Source organism: Lichenibacterium minor, assembly GCF_004137685.1.
Lineage (GTDB): Bacteria > Pseudomonadota > Alphaproteobacteria > Rhizobiales > Beijerinckiaceae > Lichenihabitans > Lichenihabitans minor.
The window spans coordinates 20,857-34,160 of sequence record NZ_QYBB01000019.1; the positions used below are offsets into that span (position 1 = coordinate 20,857).

The 13,304-nt window shown below is 72.4% G+C and carries 10 protein-coding genes and 1 other RNA gene; 7 read left to right on the top strand and 4 right to left on the bottom strand.

The window, feature by feature from the left end; all coding sequences use genetic code 11:
- Nucleotides 1-4: 4 nt before the first annotated feature.
- From fdhD to D3273_RS16165, 4 genes are all read right to left on the bottom strand, one after another.
- Complete coding sequence (fdhD, locus tag D3273_RS16150) at nucleotides 5-850, bottom strand: formate dehydrogenase accessory sulfurtransferase FdhD (RefSeq protein ID WP_129227925.1); 846 nt, start codon at nucleotides 848-850, stop codon at nucleotides 5-7.
- A gap of 58 nt (nucleotides 851-908) precedes the next feature.
- Entirely contained in the window at nucleotides 909-2,408 is a 1,500-nt protein-coding gene (locus tag D3273_RS16155; RefSeq protein ID WP_129227926.1) for a hypothetical protein, read from the bottom strand.
- 3 nt (nucleotides 2,409-2,411) lie between these two features.
- The gene (locus tag D3273_RS16160) at nucleotides 2,412-3,143 is read right to left on the bottom strand and encodes an ABC transporter ATP-binding protein (RefSeq protein ID WP_129227927.1); all 732 of its coding nucleotides are present in this window, start codon (nucleotides 3,141-3,143) and stop codon (nucleotides 2,412-2,414) included.
- A gap of 73 nt (nucleotides 3,144-3,216) precedes the next feature.
- Entirely contained in the window at nucleotides 3,217-3,615 is a 399-nt protein-coding gene (locus D3273_RS16165; protein ID WP_129227928.1) for a DUF4112 domain-containing protein, read from the bottom strand.
- Nucleotides 3,616-3,736: 121 nt separating this feature from the next.
- On the opposite strand from D3273_RS16165, the gene D3273_RS16170 reads away from it, so the two are divergent.
- The 7 genes from D3273_RS16170 (at nucleotide 3,737) to ssrA (ending at nucleotide 13,258) form a co-directional block, all read left to right on the top strand.
- Entirely contained in the window at nucleotides 3,737-4,474 is a 738-nt protein-coding gene (locus tag D3273_RS16170) for a DUF3750 domain-containing protein (RefSeq protein ID WP_129227929.1), read from the top strand.
- A 75-nt stretch (nucleotides 4,475-4,549) separates the two neighbouring features.
- The gene (locus D3273_RS16175) at nucleotides 4,550-6,073 is read left to right on the top strand and encodes an MDR family MFS transporter (RefSeq protein WP_129227930.1); all 1,524 of its coding nucleotides are present in this window, start codon (nucleotides 4,550-4,552) and stop codon (nucleotides 6,071-6,073) included.
- 149 nt (nucleotides 6,074-6,222) lie between these two features.
- Nucleotides 6,223-8,496 (top strand): NADP-dependent malic enzyme, encoded by a 2,274-nt coding sequence (locus D3273_RS16180; protein WP_129227931.1) that lies wholly within the window; start codon nucleotides 6,223-6,225, stop codon nucleotides 8,494-8,496.
- A 177-nt stretch (nucleotides 8,497-8,673) separates the two neighbouring features.
- Nucleotides 8,674-9,999, top strand: coding sequence for a C4-dicarboxylate transporter DctA (gene dctA, locus D3273_RS16185; protein ID WP_129227932.1), 1,326 nt, complete (start codon nucleotides 8,674-8,676; stop codon nucleotides 9,997-9,999).
- Nucleotides 10,000-10,082: 83 nt separating this feature from the next.
- Nucleotides 10,083-10,913 (top strand): inositol monophosphatase family protein, encoded by an 831-nt coding sequence (locus D3273_RS16190; protein ID WP_129227933.1) that lies wholly within the window; start codon nucleotides 10,083-10,085, stop codon nucleotides 10,911-10,913.
- Nucleotides 10,914-11,078: 165 nt separating this feature from the next.
- Entirely contained in the window at nucleotides 11,079-12,875 is a 1,797-nt protein-coding gene (gene mdoH, locus D3273_RS16195; protein ID WP_165359522.1) for a glucans biosynthesis glucosyltransferase MdoH, read from the top strand.
- A gap of 30 nt (nucleotides 12,876-12,905) precedes the next feature.
- Nucleotides 12,906-13,258, top strand: a transfer-messenger RNA (tmRNA) gene (gene ssrA / locus D3273_RS28290).
- Nucleotides 13,259-13,304 lie beyond the last annotated feature (46 nt).

The following is a 13,304-nucleotide window of genomic DNA, read 5'->3' on the forward strand; positions in this document are numbered from 1 at the left end:
GCGGTCAGCGCGGGTCGGCGAGGATGCGCTCGGCGCCGTGGAACAGCGTGACGGAGTCGCGCCGCGCGATGCCGGCCAGCGTCACGTCGAGCGCGCGGGCGCGGTCGATCGCCAGCGCGGTCGGGGCCGAGATGGCCACCAGGGTGCGGCACCCGAAGGTCGCCGCCTTCTCGACCATCTCGAACGACGCGCGGCTCGTCACGACGACGAAGCCCGACCCGGGGTTTCGCCCCGCCCGCAGGCAGGCGCCGATGAGCTTGTCGAGCGCGTTGTGCCGCCCGACGTCCTCGCGCACGTCGAGGACCTCGCCGTCGAGCGTCGCCCAGGCGGCGCCGTGCACGGCGCGCGTCGCGGCATTGAGGTGCTGCCCCTCGTCGAGCGCCCCCAGGGCGCGCTCGATGGCGCGGAGCGCCACGCGCGGCGCGTCGCCCGCAGGGCCGGCGGCGCGGGGCAGGGCGGCGAGGTCGTCGACGCCGCACAACCCGCAGCTCGTCCGCCCCGTCATGGCGCGCTTGCGGGCCAGGTGGGCCTGCAGCCGCGCGCCGACCACCTCCACGGCGAGCCGCACCGCCCCCTCGGCCGGCTCGATCGCCACGGCGCGGATCTCGCCCGGCGCCGCCACCACGCCTTCGGTGAGGCTGAACCCGTAGGCGAAATCCTCGAGGTCGGCGGGCGTCGCCATCATGATGCCGAACGGCACGCCGCCGAACAGCACCTGGACCGGCACTTCGGCGGCGACCCGGCGCTCGCCCGCCCGCGCGGTCCCGTCGGCGAAGCCGATCGTCACGGTTCCGGCCGTCGCGGTGGCGGGCGGGACGCCGGGGGGCATGTCGTCGTCGGGCCGCGCCATCGGGGAAACTCCGGATCCTCGACCCGTATCTAGGCGCGGGCGTCGGGGGCGGAAACCCTCACGCGGCCGAGCCGCGCCGCGGGCGCATCCAGGCCACCAGCCCGCCGGCCAGGGCCAAGGGTGCCAGCGCCCAGGCGGTGGGCAGCACGGCCAAGGCCGTGCCGAGGCCGAACAGCACCGACATCACCATCTCGACGAGGCCCATCAGCTTCGATTCGCGGTGTCGCGCCGCGAAGGACGAACGCCGGCGCGGCGCGCCGTGCCAGCTTTGCAGCGCCACCGCGGCGGCGAGGCCGAGCAGCGCCAGCACGGCCGCCACCGCGGCGGCGGAGGCCGACACGGACAGCAGGTAGGCGAGCGGCAGCGCCACGAGGCCGAGCGCCAGGGCGCCGACCGCCTGCAGCTTGCCGCGCCGCAGGGCGGAGGCCGGCACGGGGGCGCTGGCGAGCAGATCCGGCGCGTCCTCGCCCGACAAGCCGAGCCAGGTCAGCGACGAGGACACCTGGAAGGTCACCACCACGATCATCGGCGCGATCCCCAGCGCCGGATCGCCGTCGCCCGTCCACATCAGTGCGATCAGCGGCGTCATGTAGAGGATCTGCAGCAGCACCTGCGACACCACCCAGGGGTCGCGCGCGATCAACCGCCATTCCTTGAGCCGCAGCGCCGGCAGGGGACCGCCGACGAACAGCCGCGCGGACGACCGCGACCGCCGGGGCGCCGGGCGGCGGGCATTCCCGGCCCCCGCGGCCGCGACGGCGCTTCGGGCGAAGCCGGGGCCCAGCGCCAGCGCGGCCGCCGCGAAGGCGGCGGCGGACAAGGCCAGCCACGCCGCCAGCGCGCCGCCATCCCCCAGGGCGGCGCGCACCGGCAGGCCCACGGCGGCGCGCAGCCACGTCCCGTCGGCGGGCGCCTCGGCCGGCAGCAGTCCGGGCATCAGCCGCCGCGCCTGCAGGGCGAGGAAGAAGCCCGCCCCCACGAACGTCGCCAGCACCTGGGCGGCGAGGCGGGTGCGGCGGGGCCCGAGCAGGCCGAACAGCGCCAGCGTCGTCGCCAGCCCGGCGCCGGCGGCCAGCAGCGCGCCGCCCGCGAGCGCCGGATACAGGGCCAGGAGGCGCGGATGGCCGAGCAGCGCGGCATCGTCGGCGACCGGCAGCACGAAGACCGCCGCCGACGCCAGCGCGCCCAGCGCCACCGCCAGCGCGCGCGCGCCCAGCACCCGCCTGGCCGAAGCGGGCGACGACAGGAGGAGGTCGAGGTCGCCGCGCGCGTAGAGCAGCTTGGTGGCGCCGTTCAGCGTCCCCGCGAGCATCAGCAGCAGCACGAAGCCGGCGGCGGGCAGCACCAGCGCTTCCGCTTCGCCCCGCGTCGCGGGGGCATCGGCGAGCGCCCCGACCTCGTCGGCGAGGCCCCACACGGCCGCGTGCATGACGGCGAGCAGGAGCGCCACCAGCCCGAGCAGCGGCCGCGCCCCGAGCCGGCCGAAGCCGGACCGGAAGTCGCGCCAGCCGAGGCGGAGGTCGTGGTGCAGCAGCCAGGGGAAGGAGCCGGGACCCATGCCTCACCCCGTCTCGGTGAGGCGCAGGAAGGCGTCCTCGAGCGAGCCGCCGCCGCCGAGCTCCGCCGCCGTCCCTTCCGCGACGAGCCTGCCGCGGCGGATGATGCCGATGCGGGTGGCGAGCTTCTCGGCCACCTCCAGGATGTGGGTGGTCAGGATCACGGTCGCGCCCCCGGCCACGCAGTCGGCCAGGATGGCCTTCACGGTGCGGGCCGCGCCGGCGTCGAGCCCGGTGAGGGGCTCGTCGAGGATGAGCAGGCGCGGCTCGTGGATCAGGGCCCCGGCCAGCGCCACCTTCTGCTTCATGCCGCGCGAAAAGTCCTCGCAGCGCCGGTGGCGGTGGGGGCCGAGGTCGAGGCGTTCGACGAGCGCGTCGGCGAGGCTGCGCGCCCGCGCCGGCGGCACGGACCAGAGCCCGGCCACGAAGCCGAGGTATTCGAGCGGCGTGAGCTTGTCGTAGAGCAGGGGATCGTCGGGCAGCCAGGCGGTGATCCGCTTCGCCGCGACCGGGTCCGCCACGGCGTCGATGCCGTGCACGCGGATCGCACCCCCGTCGGGCCGCATGAGCCCCGCCACCATGCGCAGCGTCGTGGTCTTGCCGGCGCCGTTGGGCCCGAGCAGCGCGTAGAAGGCGCCGGCCGGGACGTCGAGGTCGAGGCCGTCGACGGCGGGGAGCCCCGCGCCGAACCCCTTGCGCAGGGCGCGGAGCGAGAGGGCCGGCTCGGTGGGGGGCACGGCGCGGCCTTTCGCGGTTCGGACGGTCGCCAGCCTGCGCCGGAACGCGTTGACGATCCGTGACCCGTCGGGGTCAGATCCAGCGCTTGGCGGTGGGCGCCACGCCCAGGTGCTGCTCGATGATGGCGATGTTCCGGAGGTTCGCCTTGAAGCCCATGTCGAACAGCGTGCCGATCAGCGGCACCGCGCCGGCCGCCGCTTCCACGCCGATATTGGCCAGCATGCGGCCGATCTTCTCCTTGGGCAGCCCCATCTTGCGTGCCTCGTTGACGATGTAGAGCGAGATGCCGGCCAGAACGACGTCGCCCGCCGCCGGGGTCGCGCCGATGACGCTGTTGAGGCCGAAGCGGAACTTGGTGCCGGGGATGCGGAACGCCCCGTCCACCGCCCAGGCGATGGTCTTCAGGCGCTTCAAGCGGGCGACCGCCGAGGCGGCGTCGACGGCGTCGTGTTCGATGGTGGAGAAGGTCATGGGGCTCGCTCCGGGACGGGGGCGACAGGAAGGTGGGGACGCCCCGTGCGGCGCGCAATCGGCTCGGGCTTTCCCGGTTCGGCGCCCGTCCCCATCTCCCGTCCGCCACCCCAACGATCGAATGCCGATGCTCCGCGTCCTGATCCCCCTCTGCCTGCTCATCCTGTTCTTCGCGCCGGCCGCCGTGCGCGCCGCGCTGTACTGGCGGGCGCCGGCCTTCGACTGGCGGGGCGCGGACCGGTCCGCCACGGGGCTGCTGCCGGCGGCGCGGCTCAACCCGGAAGCGGCCGTGCGGGTCTACGCGGCCCGCACGGTGAGCTGGCGGGGCATCGTCGCGGTCCATTGCTGGCTCGTGCTGAAGGACGCGGGCGCGGCGCGCTACGACCGCTACGACCTCACGGCCTGGGGCGACCCGATCCGCCTCAACGGCTTCGACCCCGACGGCCGCTGGTTCGGCCAGGCGCCGGACGCGGTGTTCGCGGCCGACGGGGACGCCGCGGCGGCGCTGATCCCGCGCATGCGCGCCGCGATCGAGGGCTACCGTTGGCGCAACAGCGGCGACTACCGGGCCTGGCCGGGGCCGAACTCCAACACCTTCGTGCAGGCCGTGCTGGCCGCCGTGCCGGAAGCGGGCGCCGTGCTGCCCCCCACCGCGATCGGCAAGGACTTCCCCGTCGACGGCGCCGTGCTGGCCTGGGCGCCGTCCCGCACGGGGTTCCGCGTGTCGGCGGGCGGCTATGTCGGCCTTACGGTCGCGTGGGTGGAGGGCATCGAGTTCAACCTCCTCGGCGGCGTCATCGGCATCGACGTTCGGCGGCCGGGGATCAAGCTGCCGGCGGTGGGGCGGATCGGTCTCTGATCCCCTTGTCCGACGGTTGCGCCGGGCGAAACCCGCGCCCATAACGCGGGCTCGCCGCCCCGGAGGGTCGAAGATTTGAACGCGCCGCAACCGGCCTTCGCGCCCCCGGGCCGCCTGACGGACCTGCAGATCCGCTCCATCGTGGTCGGGCTGATGACCGCCATGTTCCTGGCGGCGCTGGACCAGACCATCGTCGCCACCGCGCTGCCCACCATCGGCCTGGCGCTCGGCGACGCCGGCAACCTGCCCTGGATCGTCACCGCCTACCTGCTCGCCTCGACGGCCGTGACGCCGCTCTACGGCAAGCTCAGCGACATCCACGGCCGCCGGATCATGCTGCTGATCGCCATCGCGTTCTTCAGCCTGGGCTCGCTGTTCTGCGCCCTCGCCCCCACCATGGGGCTGCTGGCCCTGGCGCGCGGCCTCCAGGGCATCGGCGGCGGCGGGCTCATCGCCCTGTCGCAGACCATCATCGGCGACATCATGTCGCCCAAGGAGCGCGCCCGCTACCAGGTCTACATCGCTAGCGTCTTCGTGGCGTCGTCGCTGGCCGGCCCGATCCTCGGCGGGTTCCTGTCGCAGCACCTGAGCTGGCACTGGATCTTCTGGATCAACCTGCCGCTCGGCCTCGTGGCGCTCGGGCTCACCAACGGCGTCCTGAAACTGCTGCCGCGCCACGAGCGCCGCCACCGCCTCGACTGGCCCGGCGCGGCCCTGATGGTGCTGGCGTCGTCGAGCCTGCTGCTGGCCCTGAGCTGGGGCGGCGTGCGCTATCCGTGGGGTTCGGGCATCGTCGCCGGGCTGCTCGTCGCCGCCGCCGTGTTGGGTGCCGCCTTCGCGGTCCGGCTCGCCACCGCGGCCGAGCCGCTCATCCCCACCCGCGTGCTGAAGGACCAAGTCGTCACCACGGCGACGATCGCGGCCTGCTTCGCCATGGGCACCTTCATCGGCCTGTCGATCTACGTGCCGATCTTCTTCGAAGGCGTGCTGGGCTTCACCGCGAGCCAGTCGGGCCTGGCGCTGGTGCCCCTGATGGTCGGCACCGTCACGGGCGCGACCCTGTCGGGCCGCTCGATGCTCTACTTCAGGCACTACAAGCGCGTGCCCGTGATCATGATGGGGGTGAGCCTCGCCTGCTGCACCGTGCTGGCCGTGTTCGAGATGCAGCTGCCCTTCTGGCTCGTGGAGGTGATGCTGGCGCTGCTGTCGATCGGCATCGGCACCATCCTGCCGCTGTCCACCATCGCGATCCAGAACACGGTGGAGTTCCACGAGCTCGGCATCGCCACGGCGGCGATGAACTTCTTCCGCTCGCTCGGCGGCGCGCTGATCGTGGCGGCCTTCGGCACGATCGTGCTCGGCGGGGCGGCGGGGGGCGGCGGCGTCGTGGCGCACGACATGGAAAGCCTGATCCGCGGCGGCGACCCGGTGGCGCTCGCCGCCACCTTCCGCTGGGTGTTCACGGCGGCCTGCCTCGGGCTGATGCTCGCCTGGTTCGCGCTGGGCGCCATGGAGGAGCGGCCCCTGCGCGACCGCCGCGCGGAAGCCCTCGACGGCGCCGTCGGGGCCGAGGTGCCGAGCCCGCTCGTGATGGAGTAGGGCGGCGCAACCCGCGCGGGACGCCGCCGCCGGGACGGAAAAGGGCCCGCGCGCGGGCCGCGTCCAGTTCACCCCCGCTGCCCGACGTGGCATGGTCGCGCTTGAATCGCGGCCTCGGGCCGCGCGCAAGGGCAGGGGGAGGCGCGATTTTGGCCGAAGACTTCAAGAAGGCGGCGCTCGATTACCACCGCTACCCGACCCCCGGGAAGCTGTCGGTCGAGCCGACGAAGCGCATGGCCACGCAGCGCGACCTCGCGCTGGCCTATTCGCCCGGCGTCGCCCACGCCTGCACGGCTATCGTGGAAGACCCGGAAGCGGCGCGCGACCTCACCGCGCGGGGCAACCTCGTCGGCGTCATCTCCAACGGCACGGCCGTGCTGGGCCTCGGCAACATCGGGGCGCTGGCGGGCAAGCCCGTGATGGAGGGCAAGGCCGTGCTTTTCAAGAAGTTCGCCGGCATCGACTGCTTCGACATCGAGGTCGACGCCACCGACCCCGACCGCTTCGTCGATGTCGTGGCGGCGCTGGAGCCGACCTTCGGCGCCATCAACCTCGAGGACATCAAGGCCCCCGAGTGCTTCGAGATCGAGCGCGCCCTGCGCAAGCGCATGAAGATTCCGGTGTTCCACGACGACCAGCACGGCACCGCCATCGTGTGCGCCGCGGCCCTGGTCAACGGTTTGAAGCTGCAGGACAAGCGGCTGTCCGACGTCCGCCTGGTGACGTCGGGCGCCGGCGCCGCGGCCCTCGCCTGCGTCGACCTCCTCGTGTCGATGGGGCTGCGCGTCGAGAACGTGACCCTGACCGACATTAAGGGCGTGGTCCACGCCGACCGCGGCGACGCCATGGCGCCCAACATGGCCCGCTACGCCCACGCCACGGACGCCCGCACGCTCGCCGACGCGCTGCCCGGCGCCGACGTGTTCCTTGGCCTGTCGGCGCCCCGCGTGCTGAAGCCCGAGTGGCTGAAGACCATGGCGGCGAAGCCCTTCGTGCTGGCGCTCGCCAATCCGGACCCCGAGATCACGCCCGAGCTCGCCCGCGAAGCGCGGCCGGACGCCATCATCGCCACCGGCCGGTCGGATTATCCGAACCAGGTCAACAACGTGCTGTGCTTCCCCTTCATCTTCCGCGGAGCGCTCGACGTCGGCGCGACCGAGATCAACGAGGCGATGAAGATCGCGGCCGTGGACGCCATCGCGGAGCTCGCCCGCATCGAGGCGAGCGACGTCGTGGCGTCCGCCTACGGCGGCGTGGCCCCGGTCTTCGGGCCGGACTACATCATCCCCAAGCCCTTCGACCCCCGCCTCATCCTGCAGGTGGCGCCCGCGGTGGCCAGGGCCGCCATGGCGTCGGGCGTGGCGCTGCGGCCCATCGCCGACTTCGACGCCTACGCGCGCGACCTCGAGCGCTTCGTGTTCCGCTCCGGCCAGCTGATGCGCCCCGTGTTCGAGGCGGCGCGGCGGGTGCTCCAGCGCGTCGTCTACGCCGAAGGCGAGGACGAGCGCGTGCTGCGCGCCGTGCAGACCGTGATCGACGAGAAGCTGGCCGAGCCGATCCTCATCGGCTCGCGCGAGGTCATCGACCGCAAGGCGTCTGACCTCGGGCTGCGGCTGCGCTCGGGCGCCGGCGTCACCGTGCTCGACCCGGAGGAGGACGACCACGTCTTCGGGCCGCTGACGGCGGACTACCAGCGCCTCGTCGACCGGCGCGGCGTGCCGCCGGAGGCCGCGGCGCGGCGCATGCGGACCCGTCTGACGATCCCGGCCGCCATGCTGCTGCAGTCCGGCCAGGCCGACGCGGCGCTCGTCGGCGGAACGGGCGACTGGTCGCGCCACCTGGCCTACGCGCTGCCGATCGTGCGCAGCGTGGTCGACGGCGGCCGCGTCTACGCGCTGTCGGGGCTGATCCTGCAGAGCGGCGCGCTGTTCATCTGCGACACGCACGTGAACCACGAGCCCACGGCCGAGCAGATCGCCGAGATGACCCTCCTGGCCGCCGAGGAGGTGCACCGCTTCGGCGTGGTGCCCAAGGCGGCCCTGCTCAGCCACTCGTCCTTCGGCTCCGGCACCTCCGCGTCGTCCCGCAAGATGCGCGACGCCCTGGCGATGATCCGCGCCCAGGCGCCCGACCTCGAGGTCGACGGCGAGATGCACGCCGACGCGGCGCTCAGCGCGCCGCTGCGCGACCGGCTCGTCAGCGACAGCCCGCTGGAAGGGGCGGCCAACCTCCTGGTCATGCCGAACCTCGACGCCGCCAACATCGGCCTCACGCTGCTCGGCGCGGCGGCGAGCGGGCTGCAGGTCGGGCCCGTTCTGCTCGGCCTGCAGAAGCCGCTGCACGTGCTGGTGCAGAAGGTGACGGCGCGCGGGATCGTCAACATGACGGCGCTCGCCGCCGCGGAAGCGGCGCAGGCGGACTGAAACGGGGCGCCGCACGAGCGGCGGCGCCCGCCCGCGTTCCCCACCGGTCGACACCTTCGATCCCGGGTGTTCGCCGGTGCGGGAAAAGGCTCCCCGCAGCGGCGACGCGCCGCCGAAACTCCTTTCCAGGACTGCGGGCCGTCGTTACGGTCCCGCAAAATTCGGGAGAAACGAACGATGAATGCGGACGACCCGCGCATCCTGGCGGCCGCGGCGCGGCGCCCCTGGTACAAGCTCCTCTACGTCCAGGTGCTGATCGCCATCGTGCTGGGCATCGTGCTGGGCGACGTGGCGCCCCAGACGGGCGCCGCCATGAAGCCGCTCGGCGACGCCTTCGTGAGCCTCATCCGGATGATGATCGCGCCGATCATCTACTGCACGGTGGTGCACGGCATCGCCACCATGGGCGACCTGAAGCGGGTCGGCCGCGTCGGCATGAAGGCGCTGTTCTATTTCGAGGTCGTGTCCACCGTGGCGCTGGCCTTCGGCCTGCTGATGGCCGAGATCGTCCAGCCCGGCGCGGGCTTCAACATCGACCCTGCGAAGCTCGACCCGAAGTCGGTCGCCAACTTCGTGTCGGCGGCCAAGAACGACAGCGTGATGGCCCACGTCCTGGCCATCATCCCCAACAGCTTCTTCGACGCCTTCGCCAAGGGCGACCTGCTGCAGGTGCTGCTGCTGGCCATCCTGTCGGGCGTGGCGGTGTCCAAGCTCGGCGCGACCGGCGAGCGCATCTCGGAAGGCATCGAAGCCGCCGGCAAGATGTTCTTCCGCATCATCGGCATCATCGTCCACGTGGCGCCGATCGGCGCCTTCGGCGCCATGGCCTTCACCATCGGCGCCTTCGGGCTGAAGAGCCTCGTCAACCTCGGCGAACTCGTCGCCCTGTTCTACGTGACGAGCCTGCTCTTCGTCTTCATCGTGCTCGGCGCCATCGCGCGGTTCTCGGGATTCTCCATCTGGCGCTTCATCGTCTACATCAAGGACGAGCTGCTCATCGTGCTCGGCACCTCCTCGTCGGAAACGGTGCTGCCCAACATGATCCGCAAGATGCAGGCCCTGGGGGCGTCCAAGCCCGTCGTCGGTCTCGTCATCCCCACCGGCTACAGCTTCAACCTCGACGGCACCAACATCTACATGACGCTGTCGGTGCTGTTCCTGGCCCAGGCCACCAACACCCACCTGTCGCTGTCGCAGGAGCTGTACATCCTCGTGATCGCGGCGCTGACGTCGAAGGGCGCCTCGGGCGTCACCGGCTCGGGCTTCATCACCCTGGCGGCCACGCTGGAGGTGGTGCCCGACATCCCCATCGCCGCCATCGCCATCATCCTGGGCATCGACAAGTTCATGAGCGAATGCCGCGCCCTGACGAACCTCGTGGGCAACGGCATCGCCACGATCGTGATCAGCCGCTGGGAAGGCGAGCTCGACCGCACCAAGCTCAACGCCGCGATGCGCAATCCCGTGGCGGTGGGCGACGTCATCGAGGGCCAGATCGTCTGATCCGGTCCGGCCGCGGCCGCCTTGTGGCGGTCGCGCGCCTCCGATACGAGCGGGACACCCATCCTCACGCCCGGTGCAGCAACGTGTCGACCTTCACCACCGCCGACCTCGGCACCGTCGTCGAGATCCTGCGCGACGCCGCCCGCACCGAGGTCATGCCGCGCTTCCGCGGCCTCGTGCCCAAGCGCACGCGCGAGAAATCCTCGCGGCAGGACCTCGTCACCGACGCCGACGAGGCGGCCGAGGCCGCCATCGGGGCGGCCCTGTCCAAGGCCTTCCCGGGCTGCGCCGTGGTGGGCGAGGAAGCGACGGAGCGCGACCCGAGCCTGCTCGACCGGCTCGGCGAGCCCGACCTCGCCTTCGTGATCGACCCCATCGACGGCACCAAGAACTTCGCGTCCGACCTGCCGCTGTTCGGCATGATGGCGGCGGTGCTGCGGCGCGGCGAGGTCGTCGCCGGCGTGATCCTCGACCCGGTCGAGGACGACTGGGCGGCGGCGGTGCGCGGCGAGGGCGCGTGGCGCGAGCGCGCCGACGGCCGCCAGCACGACCTCAAGGTCGGGCCCGCCCCGGCGCTGAACGAGATGGCGGGCCTCGTGTCCTGGACCTTCTTCCCCGGCGAGGAGCGCCTCCGGGTGCCGTCGCGCTTCCCCCGCGTCGCCAACGCCAGCGATTACCGCTGCGCCGCCCACCAATATCGCCTGCTGTGCGGCGGCTTCTACGATTTCGCGCTGTATTCCAAGCTGATGCCTTGGGACCACGCGGCGGGCTGGCTGCTCCACAAGGAGGCGGGCGGCCATTCGGCCTGCCTCGACGGCACCCCCTACGTGCCGACGCGCCACGAGGGCGGCCTGCTCTGCGCCCCCACCCGCGACAGTTGGGTCATACTGAGGGACGCCTTAGTGGCGCCTTGACGGACGAGCCCGTATTGCAGTTTTCCTGCGTCACTTGCGCGCTTTCGCGCCCGCGGACGCGGTGACGCATTACGCCGTCACGCGAAACTGCCACTGAACCCCGGCGGGTTCCCGGACCATCGGCCGGGTGCATGGCCGCACGCCCTCGTAACCGCGGATGCCTCCTTGGTCGACGCTGCCCTTTCCTCCGCCGCCGACGCCCACCTGTCCCTTCGCGGTGCCCGCAATCGCCGCCTCCTCCTCGTCCTGCCGAGCGTCGCTCTGGCGGCCCTGACCCTCGCCCTGTCGGTGGGCGTGCTGGCGTCGGCGCGCCATTCCGCCCTCGATTGGGCGCTGCTCGTCCCCTTCGCCCTGGTGATGGCCTGGGAAGGGCTCGTCGTGTGGCAGCTGGTCCTGGGCTTCGTCGCGTGGCTGCGCGGGCCCGAAGCGCTGTCGGCGCTCGAGCGGCGCGCCGAAACGGTCGAGCCGGTGGCGACGGGGCTGAGCCGCACCGCCCTGGTGATCCCCATCTGCGACGAGGATCCCGCGGCGGTCTTCGCCTATGTCGGCATCGCGCGCCGCTCGCTCGCCCGCACGGGGCGCGTCGACGACGTGGACGTCCACGTCCTCAGCGACACCCGGCTTCCCGCCCTGGCCGCCGAGGAGCGGCGCTTGTGGGACGCGCTGCCGGCGTCCGACGACCTGCCGCCCGTGTTCTATCGCCACCGCGCCGCCAACGCCGGCCGCAAGGCCGGCAACGTCATGGAGATGTTCGACCGCACCGGCGACGCCTACGACTTCGCCGTGGTGCTCGACGCCGACAGCCTGATGAGCGGCGCGTCGATCCGCCGGCTGATCCGGCTGATGGAGGAGAACCCGCGGCTCGGCATCGTGCAGACGGTGTCCTACGCCACCGGCCACGACACGCTCTTCGCCCGCATCCAGCAGTTCGCCGTGCGGCTCTACGCGCCGCTGGCCCTGCGCGGCCTCGACTTCTGGCAGGGCGCCGACAGCTCTTACTGGGGCCACAACGCCATCTTGCGCGTGGCGCCGTTCCGCGCCCATTGCCGCCTGCCCGTGCTGACCGGGAAACCCCCGTTCGGCGGCGAGATCCTGTGCCACGACGTCGTCGAGGCCGCCCTGATGGCGCGCGCCGGCTGGGACACGCGCCTCCTCCCCGAGTTCGACGGCACCTGGGAGGAGATGCCGACCAACACGGTCGACTTGATGGGCCGCGAGCGGCGCTGGTGCCAGGGCAACCTCCAGCACGCCCGCATCCTCGGCTTCCCCGGCCTCAAGGCGGCGAGCCGCGGCCACATCCTGCTCGGCATCGGCGGCTACCTCACGGCGCCGCTGTGGTGGCTGTTCCTGTTCGGCGGCGCGCTGCGGGTGGCGTTCGGCGTCAAGGGCGGCCTCGGGCTCCTCGCCTACGGGGCGACGGAGCGCGGGCCCGCCGCCGAGGCGCTCCTCGCCCTGGCGGCGGTGCTGATCCTCGTGCCGCGCGTGCTGAACCTCGTGCGCGCCTTCGGCGATGCGCGGCTCCGGGCCGAGTTCGGCGGCACGGGGCGTCTCGCCGCCGGGGCCGCACTCGAGCAGGGCATCTGGCTGCTGCTCGGCCCGCTGCTGTCGCTGGTCAACGCCGGCTTCGTGCTGTGGACCGCCGTGGGGCGCGTCGTGCCCTGGGTGGCGCAGTCCCGCGCCGACCGCCACGTGACGCTGGCCGAAGCCTGGCGCTGCCATTCCACCCAGGCGGCGGTCGGCGTCGCCCTGGCGGCCACGGCCTGGATGGCCGGCGGCGCCTACGCGCTGTGGCTCGCCCCCACCTACGTGGGCCTCATCGTCAGCCCCGCGCTGACCTCGGCGCTGAGCCGCGTCGACCTCGGCCGGCTGTCGCATCGCCTGGGCCTCTTCGTGACGGTCGACGACACCGCCCCGGCGCCCGAGATCCTGGAACTCCGCGCCGCCGCGGCATCGGACGCCTGAGGCGACGCGGAGGGCCGGCGATGCGAACCGGCCCTTGAAGTCGGAGCCCGTCCGGCCTATTCTCCGCTCGTGGCTACGGCCAATATGGCGATAAACGGAATTCGGAATAAACCATACGGACCCCGGGGCGGTACCGGGCGGGTCCACCTAAGCCTTCGACGTCGAAGGTTTCGGTGGGCCCGAAATAGGATTGACGTGGGTGTAAAGGGATCTCTTTTGCTCGGCATTGTACCGCCGTTATCGGGCTAAACCTATAGTTGCCAATGACAACTATGCTCCGGTGGCCGTCGCCGCGTAATGCGGTGAAGGTACTGGGAATCAAGCCCTAGGGGGTAGCACTTCTAGGCGGGGTCCGGAGGCACCTGGCAACAGAAGCCTCCACTTCATCCTTTGTTGTGAGTCGGTCGTTAGCCTGCAGCGCGGGGGACT

Coding starts and splice junctions, on each gene's coding strand:
- fdhD (WP_129227925.1), bottom strand. CDS start 850: ATGGCGCGGCCCGACGACGACATGCCCCCCGGCGTCCCGCCCGCCACC.
- D3273_RS16155 (WP_129227926.1), bottom strand. CDS start 2,408: ATGGGTCCCGGCTCCTTCCCCTGGCTGCTGCACCACGACCTCCGCCTC.
- D3273_RS16165 (WP_129227928.1), bottom strand. CDS start 3,615: ATGACCTTCTCCACCATCGAACACGACGCCGTCGACGCCGCCTCGGCG.
- D3273_RS16170 (WP_129227929.1), top strand. CDS start 3,737: ATGCCGATGCTCCGCGTCCTGATCCCCCTCTGCCTGCTCATCCTGTTC.
- dctA (WP_129227932.1), top strand. CDS start 8,674: ATGAATGCGGACGACCCGCGCATCCTGGCGGCCGCGGCGCGGCGCCCC.